Here is a 17,490-nt window from a genome sequence, read left to right as displayed (position 1 = left end):
GCTTTTTCCGCGGCTGCTTTATCGGCAGTTAAGTCCCTGAATTGTAATTTAAGTTTCTTATCTTCTTCAGTTTTTGTTAATTCTGGTTGAATATTTTCAGTAGCAATCGATGTAAGATAGTTATTATTAAATATTCCATTAATTTTTGTAGCATCCATTAAGGTATATTCATTACCTTGATAGCGGAGGGTATCATTTTTCCCAAGTAATTTATCTGGGCTTTGTTCATAGGTCTGGAAGTTAGCTCCATTTAAATAAGCATTACCCCGAACAACCAATTTGTCCACTTGCTCATTTTTGTCTCTAATTTTGGCTGAATATGTGGCGTCAGGGCTAAATTTAATATCTCCATTAATAGTAAATGTACTAAATCCTGTTTGATTGTAAAGTGATGGTGCAAATCTGCCACTATTGATTTCGATTGTTGCAGATTGACCTTGACCAGAAAGTGTCCCTAATTTATTGACAATAATGCCTGAAGATAAAGATCCTTTGATATCAATACCACCTTCATTAATGAAAGTATTGCCTGCATAGGTATTGTTTCCCGATAACTGTAATGTTCCACTGCCTTTTTTAATCAGACCACCGCTACCAGCGATATTGTTTGACCAAGTATCGAATGAACATTCAGCTGCATCACAACTACGTTCTCTGGTTGTGCCAATATCATATTTTATCCCTTGGCCCATATTGACGGTGAAATCACCATTTCCAAAAGTATTGGCCAGATTATCCAGATCATCACCCAAATTTTGTTTTACATCCTCAGCAAGCATGTTTTTTACATCATCCGCTGAAGCAAACATTGCTGGTCCTTTAATGGCGTTTTCCAGATCAATTTTTCCCCAACCAAAGTATTTATCAATTACTTTGGCACGACCATCAGTTACTCTACCATTTTCATCCATATCAGCAGCTGTGGTTTTTAAAACAGAAACAGTCTGGCTGGAGCTCATATAGGGAAAGCGTTCCATAAGAACAGCGAGAGCACCTGTGGCATGTGGTGCAGCCATTGAGGTTCCAGTCATATACTCATAATTATCAGCAAGCTTTCCATCTTCAACTTTAAATGTTGAACTATAAATCCCTGTTCCGGGCGCTGCCACACACCACAATGCGGTATAACCACATTGTGAAGACCCTGTATACAGTGTTTCTTTGGTGCTATCGTCATTCACCAAAATTTGAGTTTGTCGAAGACCTTGACCGACTTGTTCCCACAAATAGTCTTCTTTGCCAATTGCAAGATTTGCTTGACGTAAATATTTTTTATTTTGAAAAGTAACTTCAAAAAATTGTAAATCATCACCCGCACTGAGCGTTTCACTATCTTCTGGAACAGTGATTTCTTTACTGCGAACCAATGTTAGATTACTGATAGTAAGATAATTGGGCAGTAAGTCATTATAAACGATAGGCATCCCTTGAAAGGCACCAGGTTCGTTATAATGATTGTAATTTCCAGCAGCAAAAACGTTGACTACGCCTTGTTTTCCAGCTTCTCGAAGGGCCCTGATTTGGTTGACAAGCCCATTGTTTGATTTGTCATTTGCCCCAAAATTGAATTTTTGACCATTACGCTCAATTATACCGTCTTCAGCTTCAACTACATCTTTCACTGTAATTGAAATTTTAGATTCCCCCCTTTTCGTGGGGGTGGTCGTATATATGACTTGATTTAAAAAATCATAGGGTCTGTTTTTATCAGACTTTTTTTCAAAGTCTTTTACTGTTGATGTGCTTATACCATCGATACCAATCAAGTCTTTCCATTGAGGATCTCCAGGATTGATGCCATAGTCTTTATCTCCCTCTGTACCCCAGCTATTATTAATTAGACGAACTGCCGTAGTGTCGAGAAAAGGGTAAATATTATTATTCATATGTTGTGCAAAAATATCTGCACCATAGGCTACGCCGTGCATGCCTTGATCATTCTTTTTAGCACCAATGATCCCAGAAACATGAGCGCCATGGGTATAATCTTCGGCATTGAATCCGTCAGCTACTTTACTGCCGATACTTAAGTCTGAATTATGTTCTTTACCATCTTTATTGGGTGTAACAAATGTGAGTTTGTCAGTAAGTTCGCTTATTCCTGAGGGAAAGTCTGAATCTGCAACCCCAATGGAAATTCCTTTACCCGTATAGCCTTTTTCATAAGCATACTGCGCACCAATACGACTTAGTCCCCAATTGGCATTGAACTCATCAGTTTCAGCACGCAGTGGTACTGCAAAGGAGGACGATGAAATAATCGGATACCCCAGCAAAATACTACGTAACAGTATGCTTAACGTTTTTTCTTTAAATATACGTTTCATCTAAATTTTTTAACCCTGTAAGTTTCTGTTTCTGTCGTTTATGTATGAGGAGTGAAAATAACTCAGTGATTTTTAACTTAATTTAAACCATGCCATCATTTATATTTAATATTGTAAATATATGATTTTACCAAGGTTTATATATTTTTTGTCGAGCCTTTACGTTCGACAAGTAAATGAATCATTTGGATGTTATTTAATTTATTTTGTCCTGTGACAAAATAAATTAAATAATGGGACGATATCATAATGATTTAAATAATCAATTTTTTTTGCATAAATAATTGTAAAAATTATACGATTTTTATGATCAATTCTTATGCGTTGATTGACTGACTATCATCTTCATGTGTCACTGAGAAAATACACTTAAAAAAACACTCAGATGAGCAATCGCGAATTTCAAAAAACATTAAATTAGACCAGAGCTAATGGTTTTTTGCCGTGGATATTGTGCGCAATTTTTAGCGATTTTGTGATTAAACCCGTTTCCAAATGGATACCATAGATTTGTATAAGTCTTCTGTAATTCTATTCATATTGGATCATGCTTTGCGCATACTGAGATCGCTCAATGTAGACAGTAAGTGCAATGATAACTACATCAAAAGGCTCCTTAGCTTATGAATTTTATTATTAATTTGTTGAAATTTTTCATGTAGTTAAATATGTACTGTTTCGTTAAACAGCATCTAGAATCTAGTAATTTTTTAATTAATGAAGTGGTAATCTATGAAAAGTTTGACCAAGAATATTCTGATCATCGGTGGAAAAGGCAAAAATGGACGACGCGTCGTAGAGAAATTAAAGTCGCATAAATTTAATCCAATTGTCACTACTCGTATCATCAATGTGCATGTAGAAAATGAACGGTATTTTGATTGGAATGATAGCAGTACATTTGGCCCAGCACTGAAGAATATTGAAATCGTTTACATTGTTCATCCAGATACTTCAATGTCAGGAGCAGAACAACAGCTTGAAGGATTGATCACAGAAATGATGAATCAGTCTGTTTCCAAAGCTGTATTATTATCAGGCAGAGGTCAAGCATCTGTTGAAAAGTGTGAAAAAATTTTAATGCAGGCTGAACTTGATTGGACGGTCATTCGTTCAGCATGGTTTAACCAAAATTTCAGTGAAGGTCATTTTCTACATGGCATAAGATCTGGCGAAGTGACGTTTATGGCAGATACTGTAAAAGAACCATTCGTTGACTTGGAGGATTTGTCAGATGTTGTGGTTGAATGTCTGACTGATGATTTACATAACGGCAAAATTTATGAAGTCACAGGATCAGAGTTATTGACTTTTGCAGAAGCGGTGAATGCTATCGGAGTAAAGCTTAAGCGAAATATACAGTATCAATATCTTAATCAAAAAGCATATAAACAATATCTGCAAAATGCAGGATTGGATAATTTTATTGCAGAACATATGGCGCAGGCATTTTTTGAAATATTAGATGGGCGAAATGAAAGTATCGGCAAAGGTGTTACTCAGGTTCTGGGGCGAGATCCGATTAAATTCACTGATTTTGTAAAATCAAATAAATTCTAGTTTTATGATTTATAAGGTAGCAAAGCGATGTCTTCAGAATTATCAATTTCACAGAAATATTTAACCAAACTGGGCGTGGAAGGTGAGTATTTACCTACGCTTGAGAGTCTAAAAAAGTTGTTATTTCTACATGTAACCAGCATCCCGTTTGGAAATATTTCTTCTTTTCTTGGTGATAACGTGTCTATGGAATTATCACAGATCGCAGATAAATTACTTGATCAAGGACGAGAAGGCTATTGTTTGGAACAGAGTACGCTGACTAGAACAGTATTAAGTGAACTGGGATATGAGGCTTTTAATCTTTTGGGGCGCGTATATTATCAATCTCAACCTATAGAAGCTCCGATTCGTACTCATCTGGTGACTGTGGTAAAACTGGTGGATAAATTATATTTATTTGATCCCAGTTTTGGTGGAACGACTCCGACAGCCGTTCTTTCACTGGATAAGCTCGGGGAAATTCAAAATACACCGCATGAAGCTTTCCGTTTTATTGATGTAAAAGACAGTGGTGTTGCTGAAAGTGCCCTGACAGGTGTGAAGATTATGCTTCAAGCTTATATACGTGATGAGTGGGTCAATATTTATGCACTTGATCCAGAACAGAAAGTCTCGGAGTCGGATGCTGTGATTGCCAATTGGTATATTGCAACATCACCAGATTCTATATTTACTCAACATTTGATGCTTGCTGCAGTTACTCCAGATGAACGAATAAACTTAAGTGGAACGACTGTAAAGATCCATGGTAAAAATCATTCAATAAAAAAAGAGCTCACAAGCGAAGATGAATTTCGCGAATATCTTGAGAAGTATTTTAAAATTAATACACCACAATTGAATGTAGCTTTAATATTTAAAAAAATAATCAATCCTGCCGAGTGAAAGATGCACTTCTAAGAACAACAAGCAACGCTTGCAACCTGTTGAACAGACCTGAATGAATCATCGCAAATAGGCTTAAAGTAAGATTCACAATAATCATCAGGTTGCAGCTTGCGCATATTTTCCGCATAGTATGTCAGTGGAATATCATCCTTGGAATTAATATTCAATATATGAATAAATAAGAAATCTCAGAGAAAATCTCAAGAATGAATGGAGGAAACCTTGGGTCTAAAGCTGCGGAAAAACCGTGCGCCTTCGCCAAATAATGTCTGTCCCTTGAGTAAGAGTATGGCACTGCTACGGGGTGCTTGGACTGCAGAAATCATCTGGTGTTTAAGTGCTGGACCACGTCGATTTGGCGAGTTAAGAGCTGACTTGCCATCAATTACTGCAAAAGTATTGACAGAACGTCTACGTCATTTGGAAAGTAAAGGAATTATACAACGTCTGCCAATCCCGACATCGCCGCCCTCTGTAGAATACAAATTAACAGTTATTGGTGCAAAATTCCTACCCGCTATTCACGCAATCGCCAAAGTTGGTGATGAACTCAAATTTGGCATGCCAGATTCCGAAGCAGATTTAAATGAATACTAAAGCTAACTATTAAAATACTTTGATTTAACAATTTTTTGCACAATACATTTTTAATAAGCGCAGTTGTGTTTTATTCCTGTGCAGGATTATTTTTAAAGGATTCTCTAAACTCAGAAGGTGAGTAGTTAAATGTTTGGGAGAATACTCGGCTGAATGCAGCCTGAGAGGAATAGCCAACAAGCTCAGCAATATGAAAAATACTTTTTTGCGTGGTTAATAGCAATTCACTGGCTAATCGCATTCTCAGCGATTTTAAATATTGTATTGGGGTGGTCCCGACAGATTCTGTAAATTTCTTGTAAAAGCTTGATTTAGAATAATTGGTAGATTTTGCGAGTTCTTCAACGGTCCAGTCAAAATGCGGGTGATTATGCATTAAAGACATGGCTTTACTGATCATCGGTTCCTGTAATGCTGAGATCCAGCTTTTATGATTCGGTTCAACAGTGCTAAGCCAGCACCGAATTGACCAGATAAATAAAAGATCAATAATTCTGGTTAGCATAATCTGACTGCCTATCGAAGGCGCTTTGAGTTCCTGTTGAATTGCATGAACAGTGATTGGGACCCATTCTGCAATAATATTTGTGGCTTTACAGGTAAAAGGGACGTGAATGAAAGCAGGCAAACCCTCGGCAATGGCTGAGCCATAAATACCTGAAAAATCAATTGTACAGGTGATGATTTTAGCATCCTGAAATGCATCTGTACTCAAGCTTATACTGTGAAAGTTACCAGGTAAAACCACAGCTATGTCGCAATGTTTCAATTCCAGATGATGTTCCAGATCGTTCATTGTTAAAAGGCATTTTTCTTTCTGAATAATATGTATATAGCCATGATTTGGGGAAAATTCTAGTATTTCTCCAGGTAAAAGAGTTGAAATACTATGGATTTTGCCTGCTATACCTGATAACCGATAGATATCAAAAAAAGTATCTGAAAACGAACTAAGCATATTTTTGGAATTCCGAGAAAAATACTGTTTCTGCAAAAACTTTGCATTCTTGGTGATTGTTAGCTTGTGATTTATGTCTAATAATCATTGCAAGAAGCTTTGACTGACCAAAAGTATCAATTATTAATTCGCTCTTAATAGTTATGCCATGAAACTTCTTGAAAAGCTAGATCACTTGAATATGAACATAATAATTTTATGGAGTAGCGAATGGGTTTAAAACTTATGATTATATTGGTACATGTTTTTTGTAGGGAGCAGCTACCTTTTTAGCTGGTTAATGATTTTGCGAAATATCGGAAAATCTGAGGTTGTGAAAAGCATAATAAAATATTGAAAAAGAGATATAACATGGACGTTATAAGCCACTATAAAAAACATCTGTTGTTGCTGTTGGTTGTCTTATTTCTTGTTGGAATAGTATGGTATTTAAAACCAGAAACCAATACTGTAATAGCCCCATCAAGTTCAGACTCCGCGTTACAAAATCAGCAATCGTTGAGTACTGTTGCGTCAGTTTCTGATACTAATCAACAAGTCTTAAAGTTTCATGGTGTTATGCCTGAGTTGGCACCATCACTAAGAGGAACAGAGGTGAATTGTCCTTTACAGGTTGATACTAAAGGGCAGTTGGTTTTATCTCGTGGAATTCGTGACTGCTTCGATTATTTTCTTTCAAGTATTGGTGAAAAAACGGAAAGCAGTATTGTTGCTGATATTCGTCAATACCTTGCTGGTCTTCTACCAACGACTGCTCAACCTTATTCTTACCAACTACTTGGTAAGTATATTGATTATCTACATCAGCGTGAAAAGTTACCTGCAGCACAGTCCAATAGTGCAAAGGACTTTAAAACAGTTGCGTCAGCCATGGTTAAACTTCGCAGACAGATTTTTACGCCACAAGAAGCAGATGTATTTTTTGCGCAAGAAGAAAGCTATGACCAATATACAATCGCACAATACGCGATCAATAATGATAAACGCTTAAGCACAGATCAGAAGGCAGAAAAAAGTGCAGCATTGCTGAATGAACAGCCAGAAGACCTGAAAGCAAGTATGCAGCCGATTTTACAATACAACCAATTACAGGAATTGACCACTGAAATTAATCAACGTGGAGGTTCAGCGAGTGAGCTGTACGAGATGCGTAAAAAATTAGTGGGTGCAGCGGTAGCAGATCGCCTGACTCAGGTTGATTTACAGGAAAGCCAGTGGCAAAAAAAAGTGGATAGTTATCTTGCAGCAAGGACACAAATTACGGCGAGTCAGCAAGATGCGGCTCAACAACAGGCTGCAATAAATGAATTACGCAATAGATCTTTTAGTAGCCCAGAAGAACGAATCCGTGCACAGACTTTTGAACAGATGCAGGCTAATTCGAATAAAAAAGTGGCTGAATAGGCAATGAGGAAACGATCAATAACAGAAATATAGCATTGAGAATTAGACAAGGAGATTTTCAGGGAAATATTTTGAAGTATCAAGAAATCAATGTAATACAAAAATAATGTTCAAATATATGGAGTCTTGAACAATGAAGAAAGCAATCCCGGCCTTGGTATTTGGGGCCATCATATTCACATCGGTTAATAGCTCAGCAATTGTAACTACAAGTTATCAAAATTGCGGTATCAAAAACGATCAAGCTGGTTGTAGTCAAACATCTGCAACAGATTGGGGGCTGTTTTCTAAAAAAACAGATTATGCCAAAACTAAATATCCGTTGGTGTTTGCACATGGTTTATTCGGTTTTTCACAGATTGGACCTGTCAATTACTGGGATAGAATTCCTCAGGATTTAAGCCGTCAGGGTGCAAATGTATTTGTCACCAATACATCTTCTGCTAACTCTGACGCTGTGCGAGGTGAACAATTACTTAAACAAGTTCTCACGATTCAGGCCTTAACAGGTGCAGAAAAAGTTAACCTGATTGGTCATAGCCAAGGTGTGCAAACTGTACGCTATGTTGCGGGTGTTCGTCCTGATTTGATCGCGTCAGTAACAGGTATTGCGGGCTCAAATAAAGGTAGTCCGGTTGCAGATTTGGTGGAAACACTTGTACGTAAACCCGCCAGTGTAATAGGCTTTGATAAAACTATCGGAGCTATAATCAATACGTTTACAGGTATAGAAAGCTTTCTGGGTGGTACTTCTAGTAATGGTGGAACATATGACCAAGATGTTTTAAGTGCACTTGCAGGATTGACCAAGGCTGGAGCTGGTGAGTTTAATGCCACTTTCCCTCAAGGTATTCCAGTGACTGAATGTGGGTCAGGAGCTGCCACAGTGAATGGTGTGAATTATTATTCATGGTCAGGTAACGGTGGACTTACAAATTTATTAGATGGTTCATCCTACGGGTTGCTTGCTGGTCAAGCATTTATCAAATTGACCACTGGTAGTGATAGTGACGGTTTGGTACCAGTATGTTCATCTCATTTGGGCAATGTCATTCGTGATAATTATCCTCAGAACCATTTGGATGAGATCAATCAGATACTGGGACTTGCTGGCTCTGGTGCTGGTGCAGATCCCGTTCCGTTATATGGTCAGCATGCCAATCGTTTAAAATTGGCAGGTTTCTGATTTTTAAATTCAATGTTTTTTCATGAGGAAAAGTAGGAAATTAGTTTTCTACTTTTCCTTAGTTTAAGGTCGTTAGGAAAAATAATGGATGAAAAGCATAAATTTTAGAGTGTCATTATTTTAGTTAAGATAAATGATAAATCATTGAGTAGGTCCATCGCTTTTTGTTCATCTAATTCAGAAGTGGTAATACGTATACCTTTAATATCCTGGCCTAATGAAAACTCTTTTCCAAGTCTGACTTTCCATCCCATTAGCGCGAGTTGATATGCTATTTCCTGAGCTTGTTCATGTTCGATCCATAGATTTAAACCATCACAATAACCTAGATCTAGAAGGTTTTGATCCAATAATTTTTTAACGATTTCTTGATTTTTTGTCTGATAATGTATTTTTGCTTTATTCATTAATTGATGAACTTTGTCCGATGTCATGAGCGAAAATATCATCTTTTGTAAGATATGACTCACCCAGGTACAGTTTGGATTTAGTTTCATCCTTAGTCTGGTCGCAGTCTGAGGATCACAATTGATAAATGCAAATCTAAAGTCTGGACCTAAAAATTTTGATACAGATCTTATCACCGCCCAATGTCTGGTAGATTCAGGCACAATATGATAATAAGGTGTTGTGGCAAGTAATGAAAAGTGATCATCAATAATAATGAGTACATCAGGGTATTCAGAAAATAACTGATGTAATTCTTGTGCCGTTTTAGCATCAAGACTATAACTGGTCGGATTCTGCGCTCTTGGTGTAATGACAATTGCTTTGGCTTTTTGCTCTAGTGCTTTTCTTATACTGTGAATATCATAGCCATGTGCTGTAACTGGGAAAAACACCATATTAAAGCGATTCACCTGTAAAGTATGAATACTGGTAATGAAACCTGGTTGCTCAATCGCAATACTGTCAGATTGGATTAAATGTGCATTGAGAATTCTTTCAATTGCATCTACCGCACCATGGGTAAATTCAATTTCAGCAATTTTATGGCTGATGTCAGCAAAAACTTCATTTCGAGCAAAGGTCTCCAAATCTGGAAGCTTGGTACTGTCACCATATAAATACGGTGCACTAAAATTAAAGTTGATGTTATGTAGCTGAGGTAAAAAACCTTGGCATGGATTTCCATGCGCGAGGTCAAAAAATGTTTGATTTGTTTTTTGAAGGTTTTCAAAACTATTAATTTGTGGATTTTTACGGACTTGGGTACCTGCACGGCCTTTGGATATGACAATCCCCATTAAGGCTAAATCTTTATAGGCGGCAGCGACAGTATTACGATTTACTTCCAGCTCAGTGGCTAAAGCACGAATATTGGGTAATAATTCCCCCTCCTTCAAAATCCCATTCTGAATAAGTTCTCGAATACTATTTTGAATGTCCTGAGATGTTTTACCTTTAATTTCAGCCATATAGATCCAATCATTTACTTTAAAACCTGGTCAAGTTATTTAACCAGTCTTCAAGTACAAGTTTTGCTTTGTCTGCCAGTATATTGCCATAATATTGATTCTCAAGTCTTAAATCCAGAATATCTATCTTATGTTGCTTTAATTCATCACTATGACCGATGAGCCATCTTTCAAATTGTTTAGGATCGGCTTCAGCATGGAACTGTAATGCCATAATATTACTCCCTACACTAAATGCTTGATTTGGATAATAAATTGAGCTAGCTAAGTGCGTGCCAACAGTCGGCAAATCAAATGTATCACCATGCCAATGTAAAACGTGTATACCTTCAAGAAACCTTAAAGGTGATGCAAATGCCTGAGCACTCAAGGATAAACGCCCCCATCTTATTTCTTTGATATGGCCGGGATATACTCTTGCACCTAAAGCAGTTGCAATCAGTTGAGCACCCAAACAAATACCAAAAGTTGCATAATTGGTTATTAATCGTTGCTTCAATCCCACAATGATTTCTTTTAGATAAGGGTAGGTGATTAAGTCATATGCACTGATTGGCCCGCCAAGAATGATAAGCGGGTCCTTTTCTTGTAAGATAGTACTTAGGTCATCTACACCTGCTTGAAAAACACAAATGTCATAGCCCATCTGTTTAAGTACGGGGCTAAAACTTCCGGTATCCTCAAAACTTAAAAATTGGATCACATTAATAACTTGGTGTTTTATCATGTTCATGTTTGTCTCTCGGTGAAATAAGTGTGGATCAGCGCTATGAATCAAACTGAATTGGATGACTCTTCATTCTGTTGAAAAACTAAATCAGCAGTTGTATTTTGATAAGAGTATTGAGAGGACAACGTTCTCATCTGACCATTTTGATAAATAAGAACACGCATATCTTCAGTCACTTGTACAAACTCAACGTCAATAGGATCAATTGCTGTTAATGTTGCGATGAGTTGTTGAATCGAATTTTGTGAAGCAAGATGATTGGGTGTAAAAGTACCGAGTAACTTTTTTTCTCGATATATATTGATCTGATAATGAGTTTTCATCGTGATGCTCTATTCAGTAGGCCAGTAATAACTGTCTGGTTTGGAACGTGCGCCAAAAATTGCTTGTCCAATCCTGATATCTGTTGCACCTTCAGCGATCGCAAGTTCAAAATCTCCAGACATGCCCATTGAAAGCCGTTGTATCTCTGGGTGCTTTTTTGAAATTTGATCTCTTAGGGTTCTTAAAAGCTGAAAACACTGCCTGACCTCATTAGGGACATGGCTATGTATTGCCAGAGTCATCAATCCAACGATTTTTATGTAGGTAAATGGCAGACATTGTTCTATGAAATGTTCTAGCTCGTGAGGCTGAATGCCATATTTACTGCTTTCGCCTGATGTATTGACTTGGACAAAGACAGGCATAACCCGATTTTCTTTTTCTAAGGCGCTATTCAGTTTGTAAGCAAGTTCGACGCGATCTAAGGCATGGAATTCACTGATAAATTGGGCTACATATTTCACTTTATTGCGCTGTAGATGCCCAATCAGCACCCATTTTAAATTGCTAAGTTGTTTTAGTTCCTCATATTTACTCTTGGCTTCAAGAACTTTATTTTCCCCTACACAGTCATATCCTAGAGCGTGAATTGCTCGGACATGTTCTGCTGAAAAGGTCTTACTGACGGGCAATAATCTGATTTCAGAAGGATCTCGATTCACCTTGAGGCAGGCTTTCTCAATCGTTAATTTAATTTCACTCAGTCTGTCTGAAATAATTTCTTTGAGCACAACATTGACCTATGACAAAACTATTTATTGTATAGAACAATATCATGAGCGTGTTCAATAAACAAATGCTTAAAGAACACCTCCACTCAGCAGAATTTATTTTTGCTACCTGAGCAAGAACAAAGCCCTGCTTTGTTTGCAGCGCAAGGCGTAGCGGTGACTAGCGTGTTTTTGCCGCTACGTGTTAGCTTGTGAAATGATGTTTCTGATCATTTGGAATGACTAAATTTCGTATTTTGTGCCTGCTAACGCCTAATAAACACACGTAGTCGCAAACGTAGATGAGTTGTCAACAGACTCTTTACCATTGCTCATGTTCAGTGGATTGGCTGATGCAAATGACAGTATGAGTAAAAAATGTCTAGGTTTTGCGATCGGGCAGCATCAAGAAAATGCTAAAATTTTAAATATAAAATATTTGAAGCTGGAGCGTATTAAAATCAATCATTTTGATGACTATATTGGAAAGTAATATGTTTCTAGAGAAGTTATTGGAAAAATGCAGAAGGATAAAAAGCAATAATTAATTTTTTATCTATTATCAAATAATGAACATGTTATGTCCTTTATTTTTTTGAATAAAGAATCATTTGATCAGGTTTTTATAAATTTAAAAATTGTGCATTTATACAGCTTATAATTAAATATTTTAAATTTAAAAGATCGGCAGTCAAATATTATGAAACCGCTTCTATAAATCAAAAAATAATCATGTTAACTGAATTATATTGGTACTGAAAGTTCCTTCTTTATAAAAAGGATTGATCAAATATCTATTTGATAATAAAAAATTAATTAAGGGAAGGTCCTGTTCGCATTAAGAAAAATTCAGCTCCTGAATTCAATATATTAATCAGCATATTTCTACTAAATTCTTTTTTAACTGCAGTATCCTGCATACCCAGATCTATTTGTATATCACTTGGCAATAAAACTGTTTCACCTTGTTGGATGCTTAATTCAATATCCAGTTTTTTTAAACCATTCAGTAATTTATTTAATTTTGGGCTGAGAAACTGATCATAGATCAGTGTTTGCGGAATCGTTGCATTGATCAATGGGGTATATTGAGCGACATTGATCAATATTATCAATTTTTCATAATCGATTTGGTAGCTTTGTTTATGTTGTGGACCAATTAGCCATTCATTATAAATGTATGTGTTTCCATTATAATATCGTAGCTTTCCTGGATCTAAAATATAAGTGCGGGTTTCAATTGTAATTTGCATAAATTTTCAAAAAATCGTTTAAATAAAGACCAGTAGAGAAATAAATTTTCAGAGTCGTAAATGTATAGGGGATTTGATCGTAACGACATGCATCTCAGGACTCATTTACACTATTGCTAAATAATGTATCGTTCAGCAACAAATTCATTTCGTTACGACCTGACTTTATTGAGTCAAACCAAATAATATTTTGTGTGCCAAGCTGTCCTGAGTTGGATCCATCACTTGTACCTTCTCAGCAACTTTATATGCACGCTGAATAGCAGGGCGTTCACGGATTGTTTCAAACCAAGTTTTAATATGAGGGAAATCAGCAAGCTTTATGCCATGTTCTTCATGGTGAACGATCCAAGGATATGCTGCCATATCGGCAATTGAGTAATCTTGACCTGTAATGAAAGTACGTCCGTCGAGATGAGTATTCAACACTTTATAGAGGCGTCGGGTTTCATTGACATAACGTTCGATTGCATAAGGAATTTTTTCAGGTGCATACTTTGCGAAATGTTGATTCTGACCTAACATTGGACCAAGCCCACCGACTTGCCAATACAGCCATTCCAATGCCATGATTCGTGCTCTGGGTTCACTGGAGAGAAATAATCCGCTCTTTTGAGCCAAATATTGAAGAATTGCGCCAGACTCAAACACACTCAAAGGCTCGCCACCATCATCTGGACTATCATCGATGATTGCTGGAATACGGTTATTGGGTGAAATAGCAAGGAAGGCTGATTTTAACTGATCCCCCCGACCGATATTCACAGGTGTTACATCATATTTAAGACCTGCTTCCTCAAGAAAAATAGTGATCTTATGGCCATTTGGCGTTGGCCAGTAATGTAGGTGGATCATAGGATGATGCCTTAATTAGGTTTTGAGCGAAAATAAACTTATTTAAATTATGATCAGGGAGATAACAGCTTCACTTAGCGCAGGCTGTATAACCCTGATCTTTTGAGTGGTGGTTATAAATCGATAACCGTCACGCCATCATTACCATTGAGTCCCAGTACCATACTCTCAGCAAATTGAGGCTCTTTAAGTATTGAAATCACATGATCACCAAAAGCTCTCGGTGGCATAGGTGCCCCAAAGCGGGAGACAAATTCTTCAGGTGTAATTCCCATGGCTGCTGCATAAGCACCTGCTGCTGAGTCGCCAACTCCCGTACCAAGAACCATTAGCCGTGGAACGATGGCCTGAAACTGAATACCAAGATTTTTATCTTGCGCAAACAAATTGGCATATTTGGTCATGAACCAAAGCGCACGTTTAGAACTGGCGTAGCCACCCGTCATTTGAGAACCAGACTCAGCGGCACCACTAGATCCCACTAAAACTCTGCTGCCTGGATCAAGTGGTGTTTTTAATACCGCTTGAAACCAGAAAAAGGCGGCTTTGACATCGGTTTCCCAATTGATAGAGAATTCTTCCCAAGTTAATTCGTCCAAAAGCCCCATACGAGGCGCTGCTCCAGCATTTAACACAAGTACATCTGGACGAATGTCTGCAATGATACGGTGTGCCGCAGCTTGATTTGTGATATCTGCTGAAATGGTATAAACACCTAGCCGTTCAGCGACTGCATCAAGATCTTTTACATTACGTGCAACCACAGTTACTTTTGCACCCTGATCAACCAGTGCTTCAACTAGACCTAAACCGAGACCACGACTACCACCAGTGACCACGACTTTTTTGTCTTTCAGATTCATGACGATTTCTCCAATGTCTAATAAAGTGATGTACTACTAAAACGATTGAAGCCTTGGAAAAGAGTCAAAAAGCCTCTAAATTATTTTAATTTGATCTAGCGACGTACTTTCGACTCGACTTTTTATATCAGTTGATGGGCCGCTGATCATTCTGATCATGTGGATGTGTATTGATAACTTGCGATGATGAGGCTGGTGTGGAATCGAAAGATAGTTGACGTGATTTTTTTGGTAGGACATGATTTTTATCATCTACGCTTAAATGTGTTGAATCACTTTAAATCATCATCTACAGCCGAAAAGGCAGGATAATGTATTGGCTACTTGGCCATACTAGGCAAAATTACAACATCGATTAGAATGGAATATGGGGTTAGTAAAAATAATTCGAGCAAGATGAAGAAATAAAATAAAGCTCTCAATGGAGAGCTTATCTGTAAAAATACACATGCAATTGAATAAGTAACATTACTCAATTTTGTGATGTGCTATTTTTAAACAACAAAAATGTATGATTTTAATTTCATACGCTCAGCGGCAGTGTTAAGTAAATATGGTGCAATGAAGCGATGCGGAACTGTCATCATTTTCAAGGTGGGTGTTGAGAACCATTTATGACCGCGGCTAAAGAAAGAAGAGAAGATCAGCTGAGATTCGATCAGGTTGATGACCATACATATTTGAATATCAACTGAATCAGAGTGAACAACCATCATGATTAAATCATCTTGCTTGATCATTGTTGCTGATTCTAGTGATTGCCAGTGTGATTCAGATTTAGATTTAAATCCCAAGGTATTCCATGATTGACTAACGATCTGATTGATTGCTGGAGGAGCATTGGCAAAAATCTCATATGCCCATTTTTCAGCGCTGTACTTTTTAGTCATCATGAGAGTCGGAATATCAATGCTAAAAGCATCTTCATAGCCAATATTTTCTAAAGGACATACTTCACGTGCTAAATCTGGAATACGGATTGCTTGTGCTTTCATGGCATTCTCCTTAAGGCATTTGGCTCATCAACAATAGCTATGCTCAATGGCGAGTGGGTTTGAGTATGATGACGAGCCTAATTGTTTATTTATTTGGGGTTAATATCAGCTCTGCATCAGCGGCAACATATCGCACATAGCGGTAATCTCGAATAAAGCTAATCTTGCCTTCTTGCCATTCCAGCCACATGATATAACTTGGTTTGAGGTCTATACGGTTTTCAAAGACAGCAATGACCTCACGATCTCCAAGCCAGGCGGGAACAAGCCAGATATGGTCAATTTTTGCGTAGGCACCAAAGAACATGGAGACATCGGCAGCGCCAACACGGATAGGATGAGTAGACTGACTGAGTTTGACATCATCAGAAAGTAATGCTTTTAACCCATCCCAGTCGCGTAGGTTAAACAGCTTTACATAGTTTGCTACTGCATCAGATGTTGGTCGGACAATTTGTGCTTCTTCAGTGGTTATGTTGAGTTCGCGCAGTCGAGCACGTCCACGGGAAAGATGGGCTTTTACTGAGTCTACTGAGAGATTCAGTAGGGTAGCAATGTCTACAAGAGGCTCATCAAGAACATCTTTAAGAATGATGACACTGCGCTGAAGTACTGGGAGTTGCATAAATCGTGAAACGGCCATTTTAATTGTTTCCTCGCGCATCAGCATCTCCATCGGATCAGAGGTATTTATATCTTCAATATCGTCAGTAGTAGTATCTACAGCTTCTGTTATTCGAATGGCTCGACTTCGGAGTAAGTCAAGTGCTCGGTTATGTGCTACACGGAATAACCAGGCACGTAACATCTGAAAATCTTGTATTTTGTCAATCACAAGCAATGCCCGTGCAAGCGTATCCTGAACAACATCTTCACCTTCAATGACAGAGCCCATTAGTCGCGAACAGTAGCGATGCAGTTCAGGGCGAAGCTGTTCTGCCAGAGTAATCAGTTGGGTCTGTTGCATGTTAGGCTTAGGATCATGGTCTTTATTCAAATTGTCTCACCATTCAATCATGGTCACAGCGGTATGGCCGTTGCAACCTAAAAGGATAATATTCATATCAATGACCTGACTGTTTTGTCATTTTGGGGTCACTGTAATCTGTTGTTGAACAAAGATTTCTATTGAGCTTGAATCAAGTGCTTTAGATTCGCCAATAAGGTTAATTTCTATCTGCACAGCACCACGTTAATGTTTTTGTTTAGATAAGCTATTACTAAAACGATTGAGGAATATAAAAAGAGTCAAAAAGTTGTAAATTATTTTAATTTTGTTTGAAGCTGCTGAAGTTATTTTATGTGTTTTATTGATATTTTGTTGAATCATTCTTTTTTATCATGATATTTAATCAGTTATTTTTTTATAGTCTGGCTCAAACTTTTTATGAGTCCGATCCTATTTTTATTAAAAAGACG

16 protein-coding genes are annotated in these 17,490 nt (G+C 37.5%); 5 read left to right on the top strand and 11 right to left on the bottom strand.

What is annotated here, in order from left to right:
- A partial coding sequence (locus F981_RS23815) for a S8 family serine peptidase (protein WP_004717123.1) occupies positions 1–2,327 on the bottom strand: 2,327 nt, incomplete at its 3' end.
- Between the two features lie 732 nt (positions 2,328–3,059).
- On the opposite strand from F981_RS23815, the gene F981_RS00345 reads away from it, so the two are divergent.
- The 3 genes from F981_RS00345 to F981_RS00335 all read left to right on the top strand — a co-directional run bounded on the left by F981_RS00345 (position 3,060) and on the right by F981_RS00335 (position 5,375).
- Positions 3,060–3,887 (top strand): Rossmann-fold NAD(P)-binding domain-containing protein, encoded by an 828-nt coding sequence (locus F981_RS00345; RefSeq protein ID WP_004717120.1) that lies wholly within the window; start codon positions 3,060–3,062, stop codon positions 3,885–3,887.
- Positions 3,888–3,914: 27 nt separating this feature from the next.
- Positions 3,915–4,775 carry an arylamine N-acetyltransferase family protein gene (locus F981_RS00340; protein WP_004717119.1) on the top strand — a complete coding sequence of 287 codons (861 nt, stop codon included), beginning with the start codon at positions 3,915–3,917 and terminating at the stop codon, positions 4,773–4,775.
- Positions 4,776–5,066: 291 nt separating this feature from the next.
- On the top strand, positions 5,067–5,375 hold the full coding sequence (locus F981_RS00335) for a winged helix-turn-helix transcriptional regulator (protein ID WP_004717116.1): 309 nt from the start codon (positions 5,067–5,069) through the stop codon (positions 5,373–5,375).
- Positions 5,376–5,445: 70 nt separating this feature from the next.
- On the opposite strand, the gene F981_RS00330 is transcribed toward F981_RS00335, so the two are convergent.
- A complete protein-coding gene (locus F981_RS00330) occupies positions 5,446–6,333 on the bottom strand; it encodes an AraC family transcriptional regulator (RefSeq protein WP_004717114.1) in 888 nt (295 codons plus the stop codon).
- A 351-nt stretch (positions 6,334–6,684) separates the two neighbouring features.
- Here F981_RS00330 and F981_RS00325 point away from each other — a divergent pair, with 351 nt between their 5' ends.
- Both F981_RS00325 and F981_RS00320 read left to right on the top strand, forming a co-directional pair.
- Complete coding sequence (locus tag F981_RS00325; RefSeq protein ID WP_004717112.1) at positions 6,685–7,737, top strand: lipase secretion chaperone; 1,053 nt, start codon at positions 6,685–6,687, stop codon at positions 7,735–7,737.
- Positions 7,738–7,870: 133 nt separating this feature from the next.
- Entirely contained in the window at positions 7,871–8,923 is a 1,053-nt protein-coding gene (locus tag F981_RS00320) for a lipase family alpha/beta hydrolase (protein ID WP_004717111.1), read from the top strand.
- A gap of 104 nt (positions 8,924–9,027) precedes the next feature.
- Here the strand turns inward: F981_RS00320 and F981_RS00315 are convergent, their stop codons facing one another.
- The 9 genes from F981_RS00315 to F981_RS00275 all read right to left on the bottom strand — a co-directional run bounded on the left by F981_RS00315 (position 9,028) and on the right by F981_RS00275 (position 17,068).
- Positions 9,028–10,341, bottom strand: a complete 1,314-nt coding sequence (locus F981_RS00315; protein WP_004717109.1) for a GntR family transcriptional regulator — start codon at positions 10,339–10,341, stop codon at positions 9,028–9,030.
- A gap of 19 nt (positions 10,342–10,360) precedes the next feature.
- Positions 10,361–11,074 (bottom strand): glutamine amidotransferase, encoded by a 714-nt coding sequence (locus tag F981_RS00310; protein WP_004717106.1) that lies wholly within the window; start codon positions 11,072–11,074, stop codon positions 10,361–10,363.
- A gap of 41 nt (positions 11,075–11,115) precedes the next feature.
- On the bottom strand, positions 11,116–11,394 hold the full coding sequence (locus tag F981_RS00305) for a hypothetical protein (RefSeq protein WP_004717105.1): 279 nt from the start codon (positions 11,392–11,394) through the stop codon (positions 11,116–11,118).
- A 9-nt stretch (positions 11,395–11,403) separates the two neighbouring features.
- The gene (locus F981_RS00300) at positions 11,404–12,126 is read right to left on the bottom strand and encodes a YggS family pyridoxal phosphate-dependent enzyme (RefSeq protein WP_004717103.1); all 723 of its coding nucleotides are present in this window, start codon (positions 12,124–12,126) and stop codon (positions 11,404–11,406) included.
- Between the two features lie 791 nt (positions 12,127–12,917).
- Positions 12,918–13,358, bottom strand: coding sequence for a hypothetical protein (locus tag F981_RS00295; protein ID WP_004717102.1), 441 nt, complete (start codon positions 13,356–13,358; stop codon positions 12,918–12,920).
- A gap of 165 nt (positions 13,359–13,523) precedes the next feature.
- Positions 13,524–14,213, bottom strand: a complete 690-nt coding sequence (locus F981_RS00290; RefSeq protein ID WP_004717100.1) for a glutathione binding-like protein — start codon at positions 14,211–14,213, stop codon at positions 13,524–13,526.
- Between the two features lie 113 nt (positions 14,214–14,326).
- Positions 14,327–15,076, bottom strand: coding sequence for an SDR family NAD(P)-dependent oxidoreductase (locus tag F981_RS00285; protein WP_004717099.1), 750 nt, complete (start codon positions 15,074–15,076; stop codon positions 14,327–14,329).
- 494 nt (positions 15,077–15,570) lie between these two features.
- Positions 15,571–16,071 carry a hypothetical protein gene (locus F981_RS00280; RefSeq protein ID WP_004717097.1) on the bottom strand — a complete coding sequence of 167 codons (501 nt, stop codon included), beginning with the start codon at positions 16,069–16,071 and terminating at the stop codon, positions 15,571–15,573.
- An 85-nt stretch (positions 16,072–16,156) separates the two neighbouring features.
- Entirely contained in the window at positions 16,157–17,068 is a 912-nt protein-coding gene (locus F981_RS00275; protein ID WP_016539615.1) for a sigma-70 family RNA polymerase sigma factor, read from the bottom strand.
- Positions 17,069–17,490: the final 422 nt, after the last annotated feature.

The organism is Acinetobacter guillouiae CIP 63.46, assembly GCF_000368145.1.
GTDB classification, from domain to species: domain Bacteria; phylum Pseudomonadota; class Gammaproteobacteria; order Pseudomonadales; family Moraxellaceae; genus Acinetobacter; species Acinetobacter guillouiae.
The sequence above is the reverse complement of the archived record's forward strand: the minus strand, read 5'-3'. Positions and strand labels throughout refer to the sequence as shown.